23 protein-coding genes, 1 tRNA gene and 1 pseudogene are annotated in these 19,458 nt (G+C 58.5%); 18 read left to right on the top strand and 7 right to left on the bottom strand.

Annotated elements, in window-relative coordinates:
- Positions 1-7 precede the first annotated feature (7 nt).
- The 6 genes from U862_RS0108915 to U862_RS0108890 all read left to right on the top strand — a co-directional run bounded on the left by U862_RS0108915 (position 8) and on the right by U862_RS0108890 (position 5,649).
- Complete coding sequence (locus U862_RS0108915; protein WP_025110080.1) at positions 8-388, top strand: phage tail assembly chaperone; 381 nt, start codon at positions 8-10, stop codon at positions 386-388.
- 77 nt (positions 389-465) lie between these two features.
- Complete coding sequence (locus U862_RS0108910) at positions 466-711, top strand: DUF1799 domain-containing protein (RefSeq protein WP_049827997.1); 246 nt, start codon at positions 466-468, stop codon at positions 709-711.
- A 27-nt stretch (positions 712-738) separates the two neighbouring features.
- Positions 739-3,789 (top strand): phage tail tape measure protein, encoded by a 3,051-nt coding sequence (locus U862_RS0108905; protein ID WP_025110078.1) that lies wholly within the window; start codon positions 739-741, stop codon positions 3,787-3,789.
- Positions 3,789-4,127, top strand: a complete 339-nt coding sequence (locus U862_RS0108900) for a phage tail protein (RefSeq protein WP_025110077.1) — start codon at positions 3,789-3,791, stop codon at positions 4,125-4,127. The genes U862_RS0108905 and U862_RS0108900 overlap by 1 nt, the downstream gene beginning before the upstream one ends.
- A 6-nt stretch (positions 4,128-4,133) precedes the next feature.
- On the top strand, positions 4,134-4,883 hold the full coding sequence (locus tag U862_RS0108895) for a phage minor tail protein L (RefSeq protein ID WP_025110076.1): 750 nt from the start codon (positions 4,134-4,136) through the stop codon (positions 4,881-4,883).
- 1 nt (position 4,884) lies between these two features.
- Positions 4,885-5,649: a C40 family peptidase gene (locus U862_RS0108890; protein WP_025110075.1), complete on the top strand. Its 765-nt coding sequence runs from the start codon at positions 4,885-4,887 to the stop codon at positions 5,647-5,649.
- 45 nt (positions 5,650-5,694) lie between these two features.
- Here the strand turns inward: U862_RS0108890 and U862_RS0108885 are convergent, their stop codons facing one another.
- The gene (locus U862_RS0108885) at positions 5,695-6,453 is read right to left on the bottom strand and encodes a hypothetical protein (protein ID WP_025110074.1); all 759 of its coding nucleotides are present in this window, start codon (positions 6,451-6,453) and stop codon (positions 5,695-5,697) included.
- 180 nt (positions 6,454-6,633) lie between these two features.
- Here U862_RS0108885 and U862_RS0108880 point away from each other — a divergent pair, with 180 nt between their 5' ends.
- The 11 genes and pseudogenes from U862_RS0108880 to U862_RS0108830 all read left to right on the top strand — a co-directional run bounded on the left by U862_RS0108880 (position 6,634) and on the right by U862_RS0108830 (position 15,965).
- A complete protein-coding gene (locus U862_RS0108880) occupies positions 6,634-6,978 on the top strand; it encodes a hypothetical protein (protein WP_025110073.1) in 345 nt (114 codons plus the stop codon).
- Between the two features lie 57 nt (positions 6,979-7,035).
- Positions 7,036-7,632 carry a tail assembly protein gene (locus U862_RS0108875; protein WP_025110072.1) on the top strand — a complete coding sequence of 199 codons (597 nt, stop codon included), beginning with the start codon at positions 7,036-7,038 and terminating at the stop codon, positions 7,630-7,632.
- 426 nt (positions 7,633-8,058) lie between these two features.
- The gene (locus U862_RS0108870; protein ID WP_025110071.1) at positions 8,059-8,556 is read left to right on the top strand and encodes a KilA-N domain-containing protein; all 498 of its coding nucleotides are present in this window, start codon (positions 8,059-8,061) and stop codon (positions 8,554-8,556) included.
- Positions 8,557-8,616: 60 nt separating this feature from the next.
- Entirely contained in the window at positions 8,617-12,177 is a 3,561-nt protein-coding gene (locus U862_RS0108865; RefSeq protein WP_025110070.1) for a host specificity protein J, read from the top strand.
- Positions 12,178-12,192: 15 nt separating this feature from the next.
- The gene (locus U862_RS31115; RefSeq protein ID WP_025110069.1) at positions 12,193-12,507 is read left to right on the top strand and encodes a hypothetical protein; all 315 of its coding nucleotides are present in this window, start codon (positions 12,193-12,195) and stop codon (positions 12,505-12,507) included.
- On the top strand, positions 12,507-13,187 hold the full coding sequence (locus U862_RS0108855; RefSeq protein WP_025110068.1) for a hypothetical protein: 681 nt from the start codon (positions 12,507-12,509) through the stop codon (positions 13,185-13,187). The genes U862_RS31115 and U862_RS0108855 overlap by 1 nt, the downstream gene beginning before the upstream one ends.
- Before the next feature lie 60 nt (positions 13,188-13,247).
- Positions 13,248-13,547 (top strand): annotated as a pseudogene (locus tag U862_RS29485) (tail fiber domain-containing protein); the annotation flags it as partial.
- Positions 13,548-14,080: 533 nt separating this feature from the next.
- Positions 14,081-14,569, top strand: coding sequence for a tail fiber assembly protein (locus U862_RS30985; protein ID WP_025110066.1), 489 nt, complete (start codon positions 14,081-14,083; stop codon positions 14,567-14,569).
- Positions 14,570-14,626: 57 nt separating this feature from the next.
- Positions 14,627-15,049, top strand: a complete 423-nt coding sequence (locus tag U862_RS0108840; protein ID WP_029977536.1) for a cell wall hydrolase — start codon at positions 14,627-14,629, stop codon at positions 15,047-15,049.
- Positions 15,049-15,555: a lysis system i-spanin subunit Rz gene (locus U862_RS0108835; RefSeq protein ID WP_029977534.1), complete on the top strand. Its 507-nt coding sequence runs from the start codon at positions 15,049-15,051 to the stop codon at positions 15,553-15,555. The genes U862_RS0108840 and U862_RS0108835 overlap by 1 nt, the downstream gene beginning before the upstream one ends.
- Before the next feature lie 179 nt (positions 15,556-15,734).
- Positions 15,735-15,965 (top strand): hypothetical protein, encoded by a 231-nt coding sequence (locus U862_RS0108830; RefSeq protein WP_025110064.1) that lies wholly within the window; start codon positions 15,735-15,737, stop codon positions 15,963-15,965.
- On the opposite strand, the gene U862_RS0108825 is transcribed toward U862_RS0108830, so the two are convergent.
- The 4 genes from U862_RS0108825 to U862_RS0108810 form a co-directional block, all read right to left on the bottom strand.
- Positions 15,966-16,646: an SOS response-associated peptidase family protein gene (locus U862_RS0108825; RefSeq protein WP_025110063.1), complete on the bottom strand. Its 681-nt coding sequence runs from the start codon at positions 16,644-16,646 to the stop codon at positions 15,966-15,968. It abuts the gene before it with no gap.
- A 36-nt stretch (positions 16,647-16,682) separates the two neighbouring features.
- A complete protein-coding gene (locus tag U862_RS0108820; protein ID WP_025110062.1) occupies positions 16,683-17,039 on the bottom strand; it encodes a hypothetical protein in 357 nt (118 codons plus the stop codon).
- A 78-nt stretch (positions 17,040-17,117) separates the two neighbouring features.
- On the bottom strand, positions 17,118-17,327 hold the full coding sequence (locus U862_RS0108815) for a hypothetical protein (RefSeq protein ID WP_025110061.1): 210 nt from the start codon (positions 17,325-17,327) through the stop codon (positions 17,118-17,120).
- Positions 17,328-17,535: 208 nt separating this feature from the next.
- Positions 17,536-17,623: transfer RNA gene (locus U862_RS0108810), tRNA-Ser, on the bottom strand.
- A gap of 122 nt (positions 17,624-17,745) precedes the next feature.
- On the opposite strand from U862_RS0108810, the gene U862_RS0108805 reads away from it, so the two are divergent.
- Positions 17,746-18,417 (top strand): Bax inhibitor-1/YccA family protein, encoded by a 672-nt coding sequence (locus U862_RS0108805; RefSeq protein WP_025110060.1) that lies wholly within the window; start codon positions 17,746-17,748, stop codon positions 18,415-18,417.
- Positions 18,418-18,489: 72 nt separating this feature from the next.
- On the opposite strand, the gene U862_RS0108800 is transcribed toward U862_RS0108805, so the two are convergent.
- Positions 18,490-18,816 (bottom strand): YceK/YidQ family lipoprotein, encoded by a 327-nt coding sequence (locus U862_RS0108800; protein WP_025110059.1) that lies wholly within the window; start codon positions 18,814-18,816, stop codon positions 18,490-18,492.
- Positions 18,817-18,874: 58 nt separating this feature from the next.
- Positions 18,875-19,312, bottom strand: a complete 438-nt coding sequence (locus U862_RS0108795) for an Lrp/AsnC family transcriptional regulator (protein ID WP_007915449.1) — start codon at positions 19,310-19,312, stop codon at positions 18,875-18,877.
- Positions 19,313-19,458 lie beyond the last annotated feature (146 nt).

Genomic DNA, 19,458 nt, shown 5'->3' with positions numbered 1-19,458 from the left:
ACTTCCCATGGCAAAGATCAGGATCGCCCAGAACCCTACGTTCAAGGCTCTCGTCCACATACCCATCGTCGGGCGCGAGCCCGAGGCAATCGAGTTCACCTTCAAATATCGCGATCGCCCGGCACTCGCCGCGCTGTTTGACGAGTGGAACTTGAAGGCGAAGGAAATGCGCGAGGGGTTCGGGGATGGCACCACATTGTCGGATGTCGTTGCTGCCGAAACCGAGTATCAAGTTCAGCAGGTCAAGGACTTGGTCGCTGGATGGGGCTTCGATGACAAGTTCGACGACAAGAGCATCCTTGCCCTTGTGAAGTCGTGTCAGGGGACCGCCGAAGCGGTAGTGAATGCCTATCAGAGCGCGTTCAATCAGGCCCGCTTGGGAAACTGAGGGAAGCAGCCGCGGCGTTGTACGAAAGCGGGCCCTCTGCTGAGCAGTTGGCCATCCTCGGGCTGACGGCTGCCGATATGTCGGGTGACGATGTAGAGGTCTGGCCATGCAACTGGCCAGCCTTCCTCCTGTTCAACCGAATGTCCACGCAGTGGCGGGTCGGCTCCGGTGGCGCCATCGGCCTCGATTACAACTGCATTCGCGACGTAGCCGGCTTCCTCGGCATCAAGAAAAAGAAACTCGCTGAAATCTTTCCTGACCTGCAGGTGCTGGAAGGCGAAGCCCTGCGCGTCATGGCGGAGGAAAGGGAAAACAGCCCGTAGTCACGGGCACTTATTCAAGGTGAGTCGATGAACATTGCAGAACTCGGCGTCAAGATCGACTCGGCCGATGCGATCGAGGCCAAAACAAGCCTTGATGAAATGGCGAAGGCCGGCGGCCGGGCCGAGCAGTCCGCCGTTTCGCTGATGAACGAAATGCAGGCGCTGGAGAAGTCGCTTGCTACCAGTGCCAAGACTACGCAGGACCTGGCCAAACAGCGCGACGCGTTGGCGAAACTGACCAAGACCGGCGCCTATGGCGAGGCTGAGGCCGCGAAGATCTCGGCACAGCTCGACAAGCAGCAGGTAGCGCTGGCCAAGTCGGCCATGGATGAACAGAAGGCGCTGAACAGCCTGCTGGGCGCCATTGACCCGGCCCGCGCCGCACTGGCGAAGCTGGACACCCAGGTCGAGCAACTGGGCAAGCATCTGGATGCCGGCCGGATCAGTCAGGACGAGTACAACACTGCCCTGAGTAAGATCGACAAGGATTACGACAAGCTCAACAAAACCACCACCGGCTTCGACAGGTTGCGCCTCGGCACCCGCCAGGCACAGGAAAACGTCGTTCAGCTGGGGAATGCGCTGTCCTCGGGAGACTGGGGAAGTGGCGTACGCGCGGTCGCGCAATTGGGTGCCGGTGCAGGTGCGGGTGCGGCTGGACTGCTCGCCATTCTCGGTCCGCTCGCGCTTGCCACCGCTGCCGTAGGTGGTCTGGCGTACGCTTTCTACAAGGGGGGCGAGGAACAGGACAGTTACAACAAAGCGCTGATCCTGACCGGTAACTACGCCGGTGTGAGCGCCGGGCAATTGGGCGACATGGCCCGTCAGGTCAGCGCAACCGTTGGCACCACTGGCCAAGCCGCATCTGTGCTCGCTCTGCTGGCCGACAACGGCAAGATCGCCGGCGAAAGCTTCACCGGAATCACCCAGGCTGCCGTATCGATGCAGGAGGCAACTGGCAAGGCCGTAAGCGAGACCGTGGCCGAGTTCGCCAAGCTCGCTGACGACCCGGTCAAGGCGTCTGCTGCGCTGAATGAGCAGTACCACTACCTGACCGCATCGGTTTACTCGCAGATCGCCGCGCTGGAGAAGCAGGGCGACCATGCTGGTGCTGTGAAGTTGGCTACAGAGCAGTACGCTGATGCGATCAACGAGCGTACTCCACGCATTCTGGAAAACCTGAGCTTCTGGGAGAAAGGCTACAACGCTGTTGCGCGTGCCGCGGATAATTTGAAGAACCTTGGCCGGCCGGATATCAACGCAGATATCGAGCAGGCGCGGCGCAACCTGGAATCTGCCCAGTCGAGCAATATTGGTCTGTTCCAGAACAAGCAGGAGATGATCGATCTCTACCAGAATCGTCTCAACATGCTTGAAGATCAAAAAGCAGCTGAAGCCGATATCGCCAAATGGGAAGGGGAACAGGCAAAAGCCCAAGGCGAAGCTGTTACCGCCATGGGCAAGATCGACGCACTCACCAAGTCGGCGTGGACGAACGAACAGAAGCGCACCGAGGCGATCAAAGAGTACAAGCGGCAGCTCGAAGATATTCGCAAGGTCGCCCCCAACGACCCGCGCCTGAATCAGGCGGCGATTGACAAGAACCTGGCGAACATCAACGACCAGTTCAAGGATGCGAAAACGGCAGGCACTCAGGTCGACCTGACCGGCTTCAACAATGCCAAGAACAACCTGGCGGCCATCAGCGAGGAGTACAAAAACGCCCAGAAGGAACTGGACTCGGCTCAGAAGGCCGGGCTCGTTTCGCAAGCCGACTACGCCCTGAAACGCGAAGCGCTGATCGGCAACGAGCGCGACGAGGTGACTGCGGCCTACGAGGCGGAGATCGCCGCACTGGAAGCCGCGAAGGCGAAAAAGACCACTTCTGCTGCGCAAAGCATTCAGCTCGACCAGAAGATCGCCGATGCGCGAGCCGGGATGGTCAAGGCGCAGAAAGAGGCGGACAGCCAACTTGAGGTTCTGGCCACGAACGAGACCGGTCGCCTTGCTCGACAAGAGCGGTCGATCACGACCTACGTTCAGGCACTAGCTCAGCAGCAGCGAGCGCTGGAGCTGGCAGGACAGCGTGCCGTTCTCGGCGTCGGCCAGGGTGATCGCCAGAACGCACTCAATAACGAGCTAAATAGCCAGCAAGACCGGTTCGCACAGCTATCTCTGGAGCTGGCAAACCAGAAATCTGACCCGTCGCGGAATATGTCCGAGGAGGAATTCAGCCGTAAGTCGCAGGCTCTCGCCGACGCGAACAAGGCGGCCACCGACCAAATCCGCCAGAACTACGCGGATGTGGAGGCAGCGCAGGGTGATTGGACCAAAGGCGCGACATCGGCCTGGGCCAACTACCTGGACTCGGCGAGCAACATTGCCGGCCAGACGAAAACCCTGTTCGGCAACGCCTTCAGCTCGATGGAGGACGCGGTCGTCAACTTTGCCATGACCGGGAAGCTATCGTTCGCCGACTTCACCAAGTCCATTCTGGCGGACATGGCGCGGATCGCGACCCGACAGGCCAGCTCTGCGTTGTTGAGCAGCCTCGTCGGCGCTGCCACCAGTTACTTCACGGGCGGTGGTGGCGGAAATGGGCTGGCGGCTGGATCAGCAGGTGCGACGTCGTCGAATCTCGGGGCGTCCTCGGCTGGTTACTCCAGCAACTACTTCCCGCAAGCGCTCGGCGGCGCCTGGTCATCCGGTGTGCAGATGTTCGCCAATGGCGGCGCCTTCACCAACAGCATCGTCAGCACGCCGACCGCCTTCGGGATGGCCGGCGGCCGGGCGGGGGTCATGGGGGAGGCGGGGCCGGAGGCGATCATGCCGCTGACCCGGACTTCCAGCGGCAAGCTGGGTGTTCTCGCCGCCGGCGGTGGCTCCGGGACTGCAATCAGCATCAGCGCTCCGGTCACGGTGGTGACCCAGGATCGAGGCTCCGAAGGCATGCAGATTGACCAGCAAGCCCTTTCGAAAAATCTCCAAACACAAATGCGCGCCGTTGCGGAAAGAGTCGTGGCCGACTCTTGGCAGCCTGGCGGAGCCAGCTTCCGACGCGCAAATGGGAGGGCCTGATGGCTATCGAGAAATTCACCTGGCCAACCGAGCGCGGGGAAACGCCCGATATCACATATCGGGTGCGCACTTCGAAATTCGGCAGCGGCTACGCGCAGAACGTCGGCGACGGTCCGAACAACAAACAGGACTCCTACCCGATCACCTGCGTCGGCCAGAAGTCCACCGTGCAGCAGATCATGGCGTTCCTCGACCGGCACGCCGGGGCAAAGGCGTTTCTCTGGACAACGCCGCTCGGCGAACTCGGGCTGTTCACCTGCAAAAATCCCGCTCCCACACCAATGGGCGGTGGGGTCTTCAAACTCACCGCCACGTTCGAGCGGGCATTCCAACCATAAGGGGCAATCATGCTGATCAGTGACATCCAGGTGCTTGAACCTGGCAGCGAAGTGCTGCTCTTTGAATTGGACGGCACGGACTATGGCGCGGACGTGCTGCGCTTCCACGGGCACGCGATACCGCACACGGCGGCGGAGCTGATCGCCGCCGGCGCCGATGCCGATCAACTACCGGCGAAAGCAATCTACTGGCAGGGCAACGAGTACAGCGCCTGGCCGATGCAGATCGACGGCATCGAGGCGAACGGTGACGGTACTGCGGTTCGGCCAACGCTGTCGGTCGGCAACGTCAACGGGCGCATCACAGCGCTCTGTCTAGCGTTCGAGGATCTGCTCGAATTCAAGTTGACCATGCGTCACACGCTCGGCACCTACCTCGACGCGGCGAACTTCCCGGCCGGCAATCCGACGGCAGACCCTACCCAAGAAACGATCGAGGTCTGGTACATCGACCAGAAGACGAACGAGGACGGGGAAAACGTCAGTTGGGAGTTGGCCAGCCCGGGCGACGTCGGCAACGAGTCGATTGGGCGGCAGGCCACGACGCTGTGCCACTGGTGCCTCACCGATGGCTACCGAGAGCCGAACTGCGGCTACACAGGGCCGTACGTGACCAAAGACGGCGCGGTCACTGACAACCCTGAACTGGACGAGTGTGACGCCACACTGGGCAAGGGCTGCATCCCGCGTTTCGGCGAAGGCAACCCGCTGCCGTTTGGTGGTTTCCCGGCCGTTTCGCTGATCGCACGGAGCTGACATGCGCAAACACATATTGAACGCGATCCAGGTGCACGCGGCGGCGGAGTATCCGAAAGAATGCTGCGGTCTTTTGCTGGCGGTGGGCCGCAAACAGCAGTATTACCCGTGCCGCAACGTCTCGATCGAGCCGAACGAAGAGTTCCGGATCGATCCCGAGCAATACGCAGCGGCCGAGGACGTCGGGGAGGTGATCGGCGTTGTGCATTCACATCCTGACGCCACCAGCCGGCCTTCACCGCGCGACCTGGCCATGTGCGAAGCGACCGCGTTGCCCTGGCACATCCTGAGCTGGCCCGAGGGCGACCTGCGCACCGTCATGCCTTCGGGTGAAGTACCGCTGCTCAAGCGACCATTCGTGCACGGTGCCTGGGACTGCTGGCAGGTCTGCGCTGACTGGTACAAGCGCGAATGGGGGCTGGAGTTCGAAGCCTTCAAGCGCGCTGACGGCTGGTGGGAGAGCAACGACAACACCAGCCTGTACGAGGCGAACTACGAGGCCGCCGGCTTCTACCGTGTGGATCAGCCGCAGCGCGGCGACATGATCGTGATGGAAGTAGGGCGGACGGTTTATCCGAATCACGCAGGGATCTTTCTCGGTGCGGATCCCGCGTTGCCTGACGAGGACGCAGGGACCTTCGGTCCCGGGCCATTCCTGCTGCACCACCTATACGGAAGGCCGTCGGAGGTCATTGTCTTTGGCGGGCCTTGGCTCGACCGCACACGGGTGATCCTCAGGCATAAATATTCACAACCGACCACATGATGTGCCGTGACCTATTTAGCACAGCTTTATCAAAATTATCGTGCGCTATTTAATTATACTTTCTTGTGGCTGATTTAGTTTAGGTGTTACTGGTTCTTTTTGTGGCTGGGGTAGTGGGTGTGTGTTGTGTTTTTGGTGCTCTTCGATTGTATTTGTCATTAGCTTCAGTTCTTTTTTAGAATGAGTGTTATAAGTTGCTATGCCGATGTAGATGCCGAAGCTAATAATCGCATAAAATCCTATTGTGACTGTGAACAAGGAGTATCTACGAATACGCCTGTAACCTATTTCGCCACGCTTTACCAAAACCCATGTGCTTTTCAGAATCGGGGCAGCTTTAGATCGTATATCATTGCAAGAACTCAAAACTCCTTTTAAATCTCCGTTGATGGAGTAGTTTCTGGCTGCCGTAACTGCTTTCATTAGCTCGGCTTCAGGAGTTTTAGCATCTTCAGCTATATCGTCCGCATTTAGCCTCAGTTGGATTTTAGTGAGGTTTTCCACTGCGCGGGAAAAAGCGGCTCTAGTTTCCTTGTACCACTCAATATGGATCTCTTTTTTCTCTTTTGGGGAGTGAAAATCTTTTGCCACAAATACTTTGGAAACTCGAACAAGTTCTTGCGCGGCGGAGATGTATTCGGCTATTTCGTTTCTGAGGCCATCAACCCATGTAAGTCTGAACTCGGATACTTTGTTTTCTTTTGCGCTCACCATGTTCATGAAGGAGAAAAAGCCAGTTAAAAGTGCCGCAGTGATTACACCAAATGCAACAAATACAGTTGCAGGGATTGAGCTTATATCCATTTAATGCCCCATTGATGGAAAGCGTTTGTATGAGTTTTATATCTTGCTTTGATCTAGGCTTGGCATTATGCCATCATTTTGTAGTGGATCGAACTGTGGATACATACATGGGTCTGGTTTATAACTCTACTCCTTCTGCCGAAATGATACCTTTCACCCTTTCCCACAGGAGTGACCTGCATGAAATTGATCGTAGGGGCGTTGGCGGTAGCGCTATTGGCGGGGTGCTCGTCGCCCGGAGATGTGAAGAAGAACGATCCGACGATCAGCACATCCACCAATAAATCAGCCAAGAAGTACGCTCTGTGCGTATTCCCGAAGTGGCAGGAGCAGCGCTCGACTTCGACCATGTCTGAGACAGAGAGCGGCTATCGGTTGGTCGTTGCTACTGACATGATGACTGATGAGGTGCTTGAAGTTTCCAGCGCTGGAACGGGCAGTAAAGTCGCACTGTACCAGCGCTTGCCGTGGTCAAAAATGTGGGGCCGCGCGGCACTTGAGGCAGCAGTTCGCGAGTGTCTGTAAGCCGAGCAATTTATCAAAACCGCCAATTGGCGGTTTTTTTTCGTCAGGAGATAACACATGGCGGCCGCAGCAATTTCTAAACCATCAATGACCACTATTCTCCTATCTGGCCCGCTGGCAAGGCTATTCGGACGCGTGCATTATCGAGAGCTTGACAGTAAATCGGTTGGCGAAGCGTTCCAGGCATTGAAATGCACAATCGACGGATTTGAAGGGGCGATCAAGGATCTGGATCGGCGCGGTATGCGATTCGCGATTTTCCGAAATCGGAAAAATGTGGGCGAAAAAGATTTTGCACTCGGGGGTGCTCAGGAAATTCGAATTGTTCCAGTGATTTCAGGAAGCAAGCGCGCTGGCGTACTTCAAACAATCATCGGCGTAGTGCTGATTGCCGCTTCATTTTTTGCCGGTGGCGCTGGTCCATCTCTGTTCTCGGCTGGTCTGGCAATGACTGCCGGCGGCGTGATCCAAATGCTAAGCCCCCAGGCGTCGGGCCTGAAACAGAGCGCATCCCCTGAAAACGCCCCGTCCTACGCCTTCGGTAGCGCCAAGAACACCACGGCCAGCGGCAACCCGGTCCCGATCTGCATCGGCGAACGCCGGTGGGGTGGGATGATCATCTCGGCCTCGATCCTGGCAGAAGACAAAGTGTGAGTCATTGACAAGTTGACACTTAGACGGTACTTTTCAGGCAGTGTGGACATTTTAGTAAGCAGGGCGCCTAAAAGGCGCTTTTTTTGTGCCCGAAATATGCTGTCCCAAAGTTATTCGGACCTATTGCCACACGACTCCCGCACACCTTATACGTTCCAGAAATGCAGTTGTCGGCGTTTGAGATCAAAAATTCTCATCAGCGCCGAGACAGAAAACTGTCGGGAAACCGACACCCTGAACCGGAAATGATCGACAGGTCATCCGGGCAGTAAATGAGCCTCGGCAGCGCTTCTGCGCACCGGGGCTTTTTTGTGCCCAAGAATCCCTAAGGGGATACCCGTGCAGGCTAGGTTCGCTACCGAAAAGGGTCGGTTTCGCTCCGCCTACGCCCCTGCCTGCACATCTTCCCAGGCGGAAGGAGCTCACATGAACAATGTCATCCCATTTCACTACGAAGGTCAGGCCGTGCGCTTCAATAGCGAGGGTTGGATCAATGCCACCGAAGTTGCTTTATCGAAAGGGCTTAGGCTGGATAACTGGTTGCGCAACAAAGAAACCGAAGACTACATCCAGGCGCTAAGTCGCCATTTAAATACCTCGGATTCGAGGGATTTGATTCAGGCTCGTCGCGGACGAGGCGGTGGGACTTGGCTTCATCCAAAACTGGCGGTTGGGTTTGCTCGTTGGATTTCTCCGGACTTTGCCGTATGGGCGGATCTACACATTGACGCTTTGCTACGCGGAGAAATGAACGAAAAGCAGCAGTTTGATCGAGCCTGCAAGAAGCTGGGCGATGCACAAGCTGTCGCGAGTCTTAGCGGAAAAGAACTTGCAAAATTTCGCTGGCAGAAGCCTGGGCTTATCCATGATGTCGAATATTGGCGTGATCAGCTGCAGCTCACTTTAGGGCTCGATGCTGCATAGCGCGCTAGCTAAAACCTGATGCCCGCCGTTGAGCGGGCTTTTTTTCGCCTGGAGGAAAGCATGGGCGTAGTGGAACAGATCGATATCCACGGCGAGAAGGGCGGCAGCAGCAAGCCGAAGTCGCCGGTCGAAGCCGGCGACAGCCTGCGCTCGACCAACCTGGCCAAGTTGCTGATCGCCGTGGGCGAGGGTGAGTTCGACAGCGTCCCGACCGATTACGACATCTACCTGGATAACACGCCGATCCGCGATGCCAGCGGCAACTACAACTTCCCGAACGTGAAGTGGGACTGGCGCCCGGGCTCAGTGGATCAGACCTATATTCCGGGCATCCCGTCCGTGGAGAACGAGACCTCGCTGAACATCGAGTTGCGCAGCGATGCGCCGTGGGTGCGCTCGATCAGCAACACCCAGTTGTCGGCGGTGCGCATGCGCCTGGCGTGGCCGGCGCTGCAACGGTCCGATGATGAAGGCAATGTCGGCGGTTACCGTATCGAGTATGCGATCGACATCGCCACCGATGGCGGTGCCTATCAGCAGGTGCTGGTGGACGCCGTCGACGGCAAGACCACCACGCGCTACGAGCGCTCGCGCCGTATCGATTTGCCGGCCGCCACCACGGGCTGGCAGATCCGCGTGCGCCGCCTGACGCCGAATCAGAACAGCAATAAGGTCGCCGACACCATGCTGGTGGCCGGCTACACGGAAGTGATCGACGCCAAGCTGCGCTACCCCAACACCGCGCTTCTCTATATCGAATTCGACGCCGAGCAGTTCACCAACATCCCGGCGGTGACCGTGAAGTGCAAGGCCCGGCGCTGGATGGTGCCGAGTAACTACGACCCGATTCAGCGCAGCTACACCGGGACGTGGGACGGCTCGATGAAATCAGCCTGGACCAATAACCCGGCGTGGATCACCTTCGGGATCTGCACCGAGGAACGTTTCGGCCTGGGCAAGCGCATCAAGCCCTTCATGGTCGACAAGTGGGAGCTGTATCGGATCGCCCAGTACTGCGACCAGCTTGTGCCGAATGGTATCGGTGGCCAGGAACCGCGCTTCCTCTGTGACATGAACCTGCAGGGCAAGGCCGACGCCTGGTCGCTGCTGCGTGACATCTCGGCGATTTACCGGGGCATGACCTACTGGGCGCAGGGCCAGCTTGTGATGCAGGCCGACATGCCGCGCGCGCAGGATTTCGACTACGTCTTCACCCGGGCAAACGTCATCGACGGGAAGTTCTCGTACGGCAGCGCCTCGGCGAAGACCCGGTACACCCGGGCACTCGTCAGCTACGACAACCCGGCGAACAACTACGACACCGATGTCATTCCGTTCGCGGATCTGGACCTGCAACGCCGCTACGGCGACCGGCCGACCGAGCTGAGCGCCATCGGCTGCACCCGCGCCTCCGAGGCCCAGCGCCGTGGCAAGTGGGCGATCCTCAGCAACAACCAAGACCGCACCGTATCGTTCAAGACCGGCATGGAGGGCGTGATTCCGCTGCCGGGCCACATCATTCCTGTGGCTGACTCGCTGCTGGCTGGGCGGGAGGTCGGCGGGCGGATCTCGTCAGCGGCTGGCCGAGTCGTCACGCTCGATCGCGACACCCAGGCCAAGGCGGGTGATCGGTTGATCATCAACCTGCCTGGCGGCCGCGCCGAGGGCCGCACCGTGCAGAGCGTCAATGGTCGCGCCGTGACAGTGACTGTCGCATACAGCGAGCCACCAGTCGCGCAGCTGCAATGGGCGCTCGACGCCGATGATCTGGCGATCCCGCTGTATCGCGTGCTGCGCACCAAGCGCACCACCGAGGGCGACTTCGAAATCAGTGCGCTGCAGTTCGAGCCGAGCAAGTTCGCGCACATTGACACCGGCGCTCGTCTGGAAGAACGGCCGATCAGCGTGATCCCGATCACCGTGGTTCCGGCGCCGGCAAGCGTGTCCCTCACATCGACGTCGTCGGTGGTGCAGGGCTTGGCCGTGGCCACCATGACCATCAGCTGGCCCGCGGTGGATGGCGCTGTGGGCTATGACGTGGAGTGGCGCAAGGACAGCGGCAACTGGATCAAGCTCCAGCGTACCGGCATGACCAACGTGGACGTGGTCGGTATCTACGCTGGCGCCTACGTGGCCCGGGTGCGTGCGGTAAGTGCGTTCGACATCTCGTCACAATGGCGTAACTCGATCCTGACCAACCTGAAAGGGAAGGAAGGTCTGCCGTCGGCGCTCAGCTACCTGACGGCCACACCGCTGCTGTTCGGCATCTACCTGAAGTGGGGTTTCCCCGCTGGCGCTGGAGACAGCCAGCGGACTGAAATCTGGTATGGCCCGACCACCAGTCTCGAGGCTGCCACCAAGCTGACCGACCTGGCCTATCCACAAAGCGACTTTTCCATGCTCGGGCTGGCTGCTGGCGTGACGTTCTACTTTTGGGGGCGGATCGTCGACAAGATCGGCAACATCGGGCCGTGGTATCCGATCGGCTTGGGCGTGCAGGGGCAGTCCAGCTCGAACGCTGGGGACATTCTGGAAATGATCGCCCGCAAGATCACCGAGACAGAACTCGGCGAGGATCTGCTCAAGGAAATCGAGAAGATTCCAGGCCTGCAGGCGCAGATCGATGCGCTCGATGGTCTGAAGACTTACAACCCGGACGACACCTACGAGGAATACGACCTTGTAGTCGTTGGCAAGCGGATCTATCAGGCCACTGGCCCGGTACCGAAAGAGACGCCACCGCCGAATCCTGCCTACTGGCTCGATGTTGGCCAGACCGTGGAAACGGCAAACGGCCTTGCCCAGCAGGTGGCGACCAATACCGTCGATATCACCGAACTCGACGGCGCCGTAACGGCCACAGCAACGTCATTCGAGGCGCTGCGGGCATCTTCTCGGGACGATAGCGGGGAAGGCGACCTTGCTGATGCTTTGAAGGGTTGGAATAGCACCGCTGCGATCGCAGCAGAAAGCAAGGTGCGGGCGTCTGATAATGAAGCGATGGCACAGCGCCAGGTGACGCTGGACGCGCGAGTTGGGCGCAACGAGGCGACCATCACCGAGCTTGATCGCGTGGTCACCACCACCAACTCGGCGACGTCGACGAAGATCGATCAGTTAACCGCCTCCGTTGGGCAGAACACCGCGCAGATTCAGCAGACCTCGACCGCCTACGCGGACACGGCAGGGAAACTGACCACGATGTGGTCGGTGAAGATGCAGGTAAATGCCCAGGGACAGTACGTCGCGGCTGGCATCGGCTTAGGGATCGAGAACACTGGGGCAGGGCTTCAAAGCCAATTCTTGGTGAGCGCCGATCGTTTCGCCGTCGTAAATGGAATCAACGGCAATTTGTCCGTTCCGTTTGCGGTTCAGAACGGCCAAGCTTTTTTGCAGTCCGCGTTCATCCTCGACGGGACAATCACCAACGCCAAGATCGGCAGTTACATCAGCTCCACCAACTACATTGCCGGCCAGCAAGGCTGGATTCTCAACAAAGACGGCACACTCGAGATCAACGGCATTGTGCCAGGGCAGGGGCGGTTGGTGATCAACTCTCTCAACGTCTCTGTCTACGACGCCAACAACGTGTTGCGTGTCCGTCTCGGCTATCTGGGGTAATCAATGGCTCATGGGATGCGAGTCTGGGGCGCCGACGGCGCACTCCAACTCGACGAAAACTCGTTCACCTGCAGGGTGGTTCTGTCCGTGGTTGTCGCGTTCTCGCCACCCGCGGGTGTGAAGTCCTACCAGGACTTTTCTGTGCCTGGCTGCAACGCGAGTAATTCCGTCGCGGTGATGGTGCCTGTTGGACCTTATGTCGATGACGATTTGCAGCTTGAAACAGAAATGCTCACGGACGTGGCAAGGGTCTACAACTACTGCCGGACTTACGCCTCGAGTAACTCAGTGGCAAACACGATGCGGCTCAACGTCATAAGGTTCATGTGATGGCTTACGGTCTTCAATTCACTAACAACAGCAATGTGGTCACGCTGGATTCGGAATACGCGAGACTATCGGTTATTGCAACCGGCCGTTTTTCGCCAAACGCGGACAGCGGGCTGGGTTCGCTGACGACATTCCCCGTGGCGGCGACATCTCAGGAACCGCCACTGGTTTTCGTCAGACCGGATACTGTCGGCGGGATAGCTGGCCTCTGCATGATGCGACTGGTCGGCGGGCCGGGCAATTGGACGGGGTTTTACGTTCGGGCCTACAACGCGATCACGGCACCACCCAACGGCCGATATTTTGTGGCCGCGTTCTTGGCGCAGCCTGTCGCTCAGTACGGGCTGGCGATGTGGGATGGTGCTGGAAAGTTGCTGTTCAATTCGGGCACCCCGGCCGCGCTGTTCACCCGGGCTTTCCAGAACTGGACGTATGTCACGACCGACAACGATCCGCAGGGGCTCTACAGGAACTACTACTCGGTGAGTTTCGATTTTCCCGAGAATGAGTTTCTGTTGATCAACAGCTTCGGTATGCGGATGGTTACCGGGGGTACCCGAGGGCGTCAATTGTACTGCTGGTGGGACTTTCCGAACCGAAAACTGTATGCAATCACTGTTGCTCTCGATAACCCCTACGCTTTTTGGCTCCCGGCGCTCTTCGCCAAGATGGCCGTCTAAAAATCCAGCATTCATCGCCGCCTTGAGCGGTTTTTTTGTGCCCGAAATAAGGAACACTCCATGCCCTGGTACAAATCGGGAACGGTCTCTGTCACCCAAAATTCCAACGCGGTAATCGGTTCCGGCACTGCCTTCATTTCCAATGGCCGAGTCGGCGATGCGTTTCGCGGCCCGGACGGTGGCTGGTATGAGGTCACCAACATTGCCAGCGATACAGCGCTGTCCATTTCACCGCCTTACAAGGGCGCGACCGCTGCCGGTGGCAGTTACGCGCTCGCACCGATGCAGGGCTACGTAAAGGACTCGGCGGATGCGCTCAGGGCGCTGGTGAATAACTTCGGCGACCTGATCGCGTCCATTCCCAATAAGCAGCCTCTCTCCGGAAAATTGACCGATCTGGCTGGCGCCTCCTCGGTTGCGAACCTCGTCGTGCTGGCAAACGCTGGGTACGCCCCGGTGCAGATGGGCACCGGCCCCGGCCAGACTGGTAATCAGGTCAAGATCGGCTGGACCACGGGAGGCTTCCTGCGGGCGGCGGTCGATTCAACGGACCTCGGCCAGCTCTACACGGAGTACACCGTGGGGACCACGCCATGGATTCCGGCCACCTTGCAGAATGGCTGGTCGGTAGTGGCCGGTTACCGGGCGGTCTTTCGGATTGTGCTGGGGCACATTGAGTGCCAGTTCTACATCAGCGGCGGTACCACCGCCAACGGCACGCTTCTTTGGACCATGCCAGTCGGTTACAGGCCGGCAGCGCCCGTGGTGGTGCCGGTCAGATCGATTCCTGTGAGTGGCCAGGCTTCGCCGAGCATCTTTTTGGCGGCGGACGGGAGCGTCACTACCAGCAATATTGCCGGTTCAATTGCCGGCAGCTTTTGGATTCCTCTCTCATGATCAAAATCAATCAGCTTGACGCTGCCGGCTTCTATATCGGCGATGTGATCGTCGGCACAACCTCGATTTATCTCGTCGACACACCGGAAGTTGAGATCGTCGATGGCGAGTCCGTCGCAGTTATTCGCCGCAAAACGGTGCTGCCAGAGAACTGGACACGGACGCTCGTCGGGGATGGCTTTTTCAAAGCCCAGTATCAAGGCGCGTCACGGGACAGCAATGGCGAGTGGTCTGCTGGCGAATGGATAGAAACTGGGGCGCCACCCTCGATCACTGCCGAGCGCCAGTACCAGATGCGGGCTGAGCTCAGAAGCGTAGCGCTGGCTGTCATCGCACCGCTGCAATACGCCGTCGATCTGGACATCGCCGAAGAGGCCGAAGCCGCTCAGCTGAATGAGTGGAAAAAGTACATGGTCGACCTCAACCGCATTGATAAGCAGCCCGGCTGGCCTACCGAGGTGACTTGGCCAAGTCCGCCTGCCTGACCTGAATTGTCCACCAACACCGCCCGCGAGGCGGTTTTTTATTGCCTGGAGAAAGTGATGACTGCAACCGAGAAAGATCGCGACGTCCTGGCGCGTACGCTGTGGGGAGAGGCGCGCGGCGAAGGCACGGCCGGCCGGATCGCCGTGGCCTGGGCGATCCGTAATCGCGTGTTCGACGGAAAGACCAATTCGTGGTGGGGCGAGGGCTACGCCGGCGTGTGCCAAAAGTCTTACCAGTTCAGTTGCTGGAACAAGACCGACCCGAACTATCAGTTCCTGATCGGGGTGAAGGAGATCCCATTCCGCGAGCTGGCGCAATGTCGGATCGCTGCTGACCAGGTGATCGACGGTAAGGTGCAAGATCCCACCGGCGGCGCGACTCATTACTACGCCACCAGCATCAAGGCGCCTGTCTGGGCGGCGAAGGCAAAGCAGACCCTGAAATTGGGCGGGCACGTCTTCTTCAAGGATGTACCGTGATGGTCGTTCCTTGGAAGACGGTCTGCGCGGTTGTGCTGGTGCTGCTCGGTGCCGGCAGCGCCTGGCAGTTTCAGGACTGGCGCTACGGCCGCCAACTGGCCGAGCAGGCGCGGCAGCACGCCGAAACCCTCAATGAACTGACCCAAGCCGCAACCACCGCGCAGCAGGTCGAGCAGGGCAAGCGTCTCGCGCTCGAGCAGCGGCTGGCGGCCAGTGAGCAAACCCACTTCAGGAAAATGACCGATGCCCAACGTGACCAAGATCGCCTGCGCGATCGCCTTGCCACTTCTGATTTGCGGCTGTCAGTCCTCCTCGACGCAACCGACACTGCCAAAGGCTGTGGTATGCCAGCCACTGCCGGCGCCGGCGGCGTGGATCATGCAGCCGTACGAGCCCGACTTGACCCGGCGCATGCTCAACGAATTATCGCCATCACCGACACCGGCGATCGCGGACTGATCGCGCTGCAGGCCTGCCAAGACTATGTACGGGAGTTGCAGCGCTAATGGCACCGAGCCATTCTTGCGAGACAATCAGTCGTGAACCATCATTCTTGTTTGAATGTTGATGTGATCTGCATGGATAAGCGACTGGCTGGACTCTCTTTTTTGATAACGCTCACCTGGGTCACGGTCGTGGTTGCGGTTATGTATTGGATGTCACGCTGAAGTTAAAGGTGGCGAATGTGGAAGGCGTAGTGCTGAGCGAAAAAATGCAGCGGGAAGCAGATCGACTGCTGGCGCAAATTGTCCGGGCCGACTCGATGATCATCGCTGTGAAGGCAGGGGCACGGGCGGACGGTTTCGTGCTTGGACTGGAAACCGGCGGGGCTTTGCGTGCCGGCGATGCTGAAAGGCTGTACATCATTTTTGAAGCCGCGCTGGTGGAGCGTCTTAAAACTCTATCGAAGCGCTGATCAATCGACCGGCTTGATCAGATCCGGGCCTTGGTTCCGGACGTTCCCCACGGCCCGGTCAACCTTGAACCATTCGAACGTTTCTTTCGGCTCGCCTTGGTGCAGCACCATCTGTTCGGCGCGTTCTTTCGGGGTGCCCGGGTCCAACCATTCCCGTGCGAGCTCGGGGGTTAGCACCACGGGCCGGCGATCGTGAATATCGACCATGCCGCCGGCACTGTCCGCGGTGATGATCACAAAGCCGTCATGCTCGCTTGGCGCGTGCTCCCCGTTCGGGTATTGGCCGATGGCGGCGCAGAGAATTGGCGTCTGGTCCCGATGCCTGATCAAGTAGGGCTGCTTTTTCGGTTCTCCTTCGTCGACCCACTCGAACCAGTTGTTGATCGCGATGACCGCCCGGTGCGGCCAGATCGCGCGGAAGAACGGGCCATGGGCGACTTTCTCGACCCTGGCATTGATCGGCGCGGCGCGATCCTTGGCCCAGTGTGGTCGCCATCCCCACCGGATCATGTCGGCGTGCAGAAACTGGCCGTCCTGGTGGAAGAGCACAAGTTGAGTGGTCGGCGCGGCGTTATACCGCTCGATGGGCTGATCCCCGGTCGAGTTGACAAGTGCATTCGGCATGCTCAGCGCCGCCACGAAGTCGTGAATGCCGCTGTACTGGGAGAGTCGTCCGCACATCGACTGATTCCTCAAAGTGAGCCCTGAGCCTAGCCTTCATCTGTTCCTCTCGCGAGCTTCCCTCAGTAGGCGCTGATTCTCAAGGAAGAGGTGGTCACGCTGATCGGACACGCGCAGAAGGCTGTTCACTTGTCCGAGTAGTTCTCCTCGTTCGCTTTGGAGTCGCGCAGCATCAGCGGAGGATTTCTTGAGTGCGGCTTCTGCTTTGGCTTTGCCAGCAGACAATTCATCGTTCATCTCGACCAGCTTGAATATGCGCTCTCTGGCTTGGCGCAGTTGCAGGTTCAGTTCCTCGAACTCATTTTCGTAAAGGGCGAGCTGGTGCCGGCAAGTTTCGAGCGGTGTCGGGCAGCCGAGCCAGTCGTCGGTGTTTTCGATATCGGATGGTTCCACGAAGGCGCCTTGCTTTGTACTGTTTGGATACACAGTAATTGAGCCGCGGTGCCCGGGCGAGCGGTAGGCGACGAGCTGTCAGTCGGGCGCCATCAAAACCGCCAAGGTCATTTTGATGAACTCCTCGTTCTTATCGATCGTCCAGAGTGCGCCGCGGACGTTCTCGGCTACGTCGGCCGATCCGCGTTGCTCGACCCAGTTGGACAGTTCCATGATGGCGGCTTCGAGGGCGAGCTGGTTTTCGTTGATCTTGAAGAGTAGGGAAGGGAGCAGGTCGGAATTTGGCATAGGCGTTCCTCCGTGAAAGAGCCCAGCGTAGCACCATGTTACATGAAGAGTATTTAACGATCGGCAGGACGCCGGGGAAAGGGGGGAAACCGCTTGAGTTATGGAACGCGTCCACAAAAGTTATGGAACACATTCTGAAAAGCGGAAATTTTCGTGAGCCCCAGAAACGACAAAGCCCTGAATAATCAGGGCTTTGTCGTACATAAGATGGCGGAGGCGATGGGATTCGAACTCATGGACCTGTTACAGTCGACGGTTTTCAAGACCGTTGCCTTAAACCACTCGGCCACACCTCCGTTGCGTTGCGGGCGCCATAATACCTGAATGAAACACACTGTCAAACTCTGTGCATGGCTTGTTACAGAGCGTCTGTTATGATCTTTGCGACTGAACGTTTCAAACCAACAGGAGTGTCGCCATGCGCGAACAGGATTACGCAGTTCACAACAGCGTGCAGGCTGAGCAGCTAGAGGTTAGCCGCGTCCTGCGCAACACATACGGCTTGCTGGCGCTCACCCTCGCTTTCAGCGGTGTGATGGCTTTCGTGGCCCAGCAGATGCGTGTCGGCTACCCGAACATTTTCGTGGTACTGATCGGCTTCTACGGGCTGTTCTTCCTCACCAACAAACTCCGTGATTCGGCCTGGGGCCTGGTGTCTGCATTTGCGCTGACCGGTTTCATGGGTTTCCTGCTCGGCCCGATCCTCAACCGTTACCTGGGCATGCAGGGCGGCGCTGAAGTGGTCAGCTCGGCATTCGCGATGACCGCGCTCGTGTTCGGCGGTCTGTCGGCCTACGTGCTGATCACCCGCAAGGACATGAGCTTCCTCGGTGGCTTCATCACCGCCGGTTTCTTCGTCCTGCTGGGTGCGACGCTGGCGAGCATGTTCTTCCAGATCAGTGGTCTGCAACTGGCGATCAGCGCAGGTTTCGTGCTGTTCTCCTCGGTGTGCATCCTGTTCCAGACCAGCGCCATCATCCAGGGCGGCGAGCGTAACTACATCATGGCGACCATCAGCCTGTATGTATCGATCTACAACCTGTTCATCAGCTTGTTGCAGATCTTCGGCATCATGAGCCGCGACGATTGATCGCTGCTGCTGAATCAACAAGAAACCCGCCTAGGCGGGTTTTTTGTTGTCTGCGAAACAGTACAAGTGAGATCAATTGATCACGATGCTGCCATCGACCTGCTGTTTGTAGATGGTGTAGGGCAGGAGCAAGGTGTCGAGTACACCGGACGCTGCGGCATCGATCAGCACGCCGGGATTGGCATTCTTGTAGTCGAATGCATCAACGCCATCCTTCAGCTCGGCGTTCATCAGGCAAAAATCATACGTCACGCCACTGTAGATCCGTGGGACGGCGCCACAGTAGGTTTTCTCTTTCCTGAGTCGCTCTGCCGTCTTGTGATCACTGCTCACAACCGTCTGCACCGTCCCGCAGCCGGTAAGCACCATTGCCGCCAGCATCACTGCCTGAATTTTCATCACCGCCAGTCCTTCGCCGGAAAAACCTTAATCTACGCCAAACAGGCGCGAAAGACACTCATGCCATTGGCGGTAACCGGCGTTTGACCGGAGTTTTCTTGACGATCGCGGTGTTGGTTTCGGCCAGCGTATTGAGCCGGTCGAGCAGGGTGTCCAGTTGCTCCATCGAACGCACGTGCAGACGGGCGATGAAGCAGTCTTCGCCCGTGACCTTGTCGCACTCGGTGAACTCCGGGATCGACAGGATCTGCCGCTCCACTTCCTGCAATTGCCCAGGCAGCGGTCGTACCCGGACGATGGCCTGCAATTGATACCCGAAGCATTTGGGATCGATCTCGACGGTGTAGCCCTTGAGCACGCCACGTTCCTCCAATCGGCGCAGGCGTTCGGCCACGCTTGGCGACGACAGGCCGCTGATCTGCGCCAACGCCTTGAGCGAGCGGCGCGAGTCTTCCATCAAGGCGCTGATGAGGATCTGGTCGATGTCGTCGGTCATAAGGCAACTCCGCAATTAGGCATTTGAAGGAAACCACCCGCGATAAAAAAGGCAGAAACCGAGTTTAGCCTGCTTTTTGCGCTGGAGAGGCGCAGTGTCGGCTTGGCATACTTTTGCCACGCTTTCGTCAAATGCCAAGGGAGATC

This window comes from Pseudomonas sp. H1h (assembly GCF_000633255.1).
In the GTDB taxonomy this organism is placed as follows: Bacteria; Pseudomonadota; Gammaproteobacteria; order Pseudomonadales; family Pseudomonadaceae; genus Aquipseudomonas.
Note: the sequence above shows the minus strand (reverse complement) of the source record. Positions and strands in the feature narration are given on the sequence as shown.